Source organism: Acidovorax sp. SRB_24 (genome assembly GCF_012931925.1).
Map to the genome: position 1 here is coordinate 1 of NZ_MWOM01000133.1, position 2,612 is coordinate 2,612.

At 63.8% G+C, this 2,612-nt stretch carries 3 protein-coding genes; all 3 read right to left on the reverse strand.

Going from position 1 to position 2,612, the window contains the following annotated elements; genetic code table 11:
- Positions 1-226 precede the first annotated feature (226 nt).
- The gene (locus B2J89_RS20940; protein WP_169170777.1) at positions 227-1,159 is read right to left on the reverse strand and encodes a DUF5996 family protein; all 933 of its coding nucleotides are present in this window, start codon (positions 1,157-1,159) and stop codon (positions 227-229) included.
- A 5-nt stretch (positions 1,160-1,164) separates the two neighbouring features.
- The gene (locus tag B2J89_RS20945; RefSeq protein WP_169170778.1) at positions 1,165-1,725 is read right to left on the reverse strand and encodes an NADPH-dependent FMN reductase; all 561 of its coding nucleotides are present in this window, start codon (positions 1,723-1,725) and stop codon (positions 1,165-1,167) included.
- A 305-nt stretch (positions 1,726-2,030) separates the two neighbouring features.
- On the reverse strand, positions 2,031-2,612 hold a 582-nt coding region (locus B2J89_RS22545; RefSeq protein ID WP_205763924.1), incomplete at its 5' end, for a hypothetical protein.

Genomic DNA, 2,612 nt, shown 5'->3' on the forward strand with positions numbered 1-2,612 from the left:
AGAGGACGATAAGCTTGGCCATGGCGCTCTCCTGTGATCGCTTTGAAACTTCAGCTGCTGCCTGACGTTGGGAGCGGAGCGGCGGCTACCACTGGCACGCTTGGCTCTCGCCCAACGTGGACGCCTACGGCTTGCAGCGCTTGCTCTCATACGCCGTTCTACGCGGCGCGGCGGTGGTGGTCACAGCGGGCGCCAAAGAGATTCCAGGCGGAGCCACCGACCGCGGCTACCCCGCGGGCTGGCGCTCCAGCGCGCCGCGGTTCCAGCGGCCGAGACTGGCGGCCGCCTCGTAGGTGCTGTGCAGGAAGCGCAGCAGGATGGCGTCGGGATCGTCCGCGCTGCGCACGGCTTCGTAGGGCAGGATGAACTCGCGCGCCTGTGGGTGGTAGTAGGCGGCGGCCGGCTCCACCGCCGAAGCTTCGTAACCCTCGGGCTGTGGATAGGCGTAGGCGTAGAACGCAGCTTCGTCGACGGCGCCACCACCCGGCCAGAAGCCCGCGCTGCTGCATTCGTGCGAGTAGGCCTCCACCATCACGTAGTCGGCACAGTTCGGTGCACCGCCGGGATGGCGCGGCGCGCTGCGGCCGGAAAATCGCGTCACCGCCAGGTCGAAGCTGCCCCAGAAGAAATGCACCGGGCTCTGCTTGCCGATGAAACTGCTGCGGAAGCGCTTGAATACGCGATCGGCCTGGGTCAGCGCACGCCACCAGCGCTGCACCGCTTCAGGAGCGTAGGACACATGTTCCTCGTCCTCGGCAAAGGGGATCGCGGTCGCCACCTCCACTGGCCGAGCGAGCATGCGCGGCTCGAAACCAAGCTGTTTCAATGCTTGCAGGTACTGCGCGTGAAAACGTGCCACCGACTGGGCGGCCAGCGGCAACTGGCGCATCCCGCCGTCGGCCGTGCTCAGCCTCAGCATGTGTTCGACAAAGTCGAAGTCCACCGTGAGCAGCCGCACGCCGTCAGGCATCGGCGTGGTGGTCAGGCCGCGCTCCGAGACGTACAGCGTGCACTGCCACCAGTGGTTTTCCATCGGCGCGAGCGCCAGCCGGGTCTTGCCGACCACCTGCATCCACATGTGCAGGGTGGCCAGGGTGTCGCGCCACGCGGCCAGCGGCAGCGGCGGCCAGGCGGTTTCGGGCGATGTCGGTGTGGGCATGTGAACTACCTGACTCCAATCTGCAGTGCGGCCACGAAGCCCTGCAGGAACTGCTGCAGTTGTGACTTCATCTTCTCGTCGGTCATCTCACCTGACTCGTTGAAGACCTGCCCTGCGCGCGAGACCATCAGCCGCGCGCCGAACCACGGGCGGGTGCCCAGCGTGCGCAGCACCGGAAGCCAAGCGTTCTGCGCCAAAATGGTGCCGAAGCCACCCGGCGATGCGCCCATCACCGCGACCGGTCGGTTGCCAAACACTCTGGGGATGTCGCTGCCGGGGCGGCTGAGCCAGTCGATGCCGTTCTTCAGCACCCCGGGCATGCTGTTGTTGTATTCGGGGGTAACCAGCAGCAGGCCGTCGCTGGCAACAATGCGCTCCTTCAGTTGCTGCACCGCCAGCGGAATGCCGCTCTGGGCCTCATCGTCGCCGTCGTAGAGCGGAATGCCATGCAGCGTGGCGATGTCGAGCTTTGCTCCCGCAGGCATCAGACTAGCCGCGGCACGCAGCAAGGCCGTGTTGTAGGAGCCCGCACGCAGGCTGCCCGAGAGTCCGATGATCGTGGTCATGGTGTTCTTGCTGGCGAGGAGGCCGGACAATCGTACTCCTGGGCGCGCCGGCCGCGACACCGCAGAAGGAAAAAAGGGGTTCAGCGCCAGGGGGGTCACTTACCCCTTCCACGGATCGCGATCGTGCGCTATGGCGCGATCTGAAACGTCATTTTTGCACCACCGGTTCTTTATCTCGGCATTCGCGTTTTCACACGGCCTCAGCTTTAACCAGGCACCAATCGACGGAAGTCGGCTTCGCAGCGGTTGCTGCCGTTCATTCCCTGCCGCGCGATCCCCGCACCCTGTTTCGAATCGGTCATTCGTCAATGACAGCTTATGGGTGAGCGTCCACCAGTAAGACCAACCGTTTCGACTAGCCTCAGCCGAAGTGCAGCCGCACCCGGGGATAGCGGGCTATGCCGAGAGCTCCGAGACCATTCGCCCGTCTGCCCCGATGGCTTGGAAGCGATAGAACCTGGCCGCGGACCCAAGGTGCCGAAACTTGTGCCGAGCGAGCTGCAGCAGTTTTCATCGCACGTTGAGATGACGAACTGACGTTCACCTTCCGACGAACTCTGCAGACCAAGAATTAGGTCGAGGAGGGCATAGGTGTTGAGGTCATCGAAATGGGTGACCGGATCGTCCATCATGATGGACGAGAACCCCGACCAGGTTTGCGAGCTGCACGCGGTGAGGAACAGGCCCAGTATGAGCGTCTGCACCTGCGATTGGCTGAAGTAGTCCGCGGGGCGGAGCCTCTCGGCCTTGCGCTGAACGTTGATGCTGATGATCTGGTCCTTGCTCGTGAGTTCAATTCCATCGAATCCGTAGACGGGACGGAGTGAGGGTGTGCAGAATTTTGTGTAAACGGAAAATCCCACGCGGGCGCAAGCCCGCATGTCCGC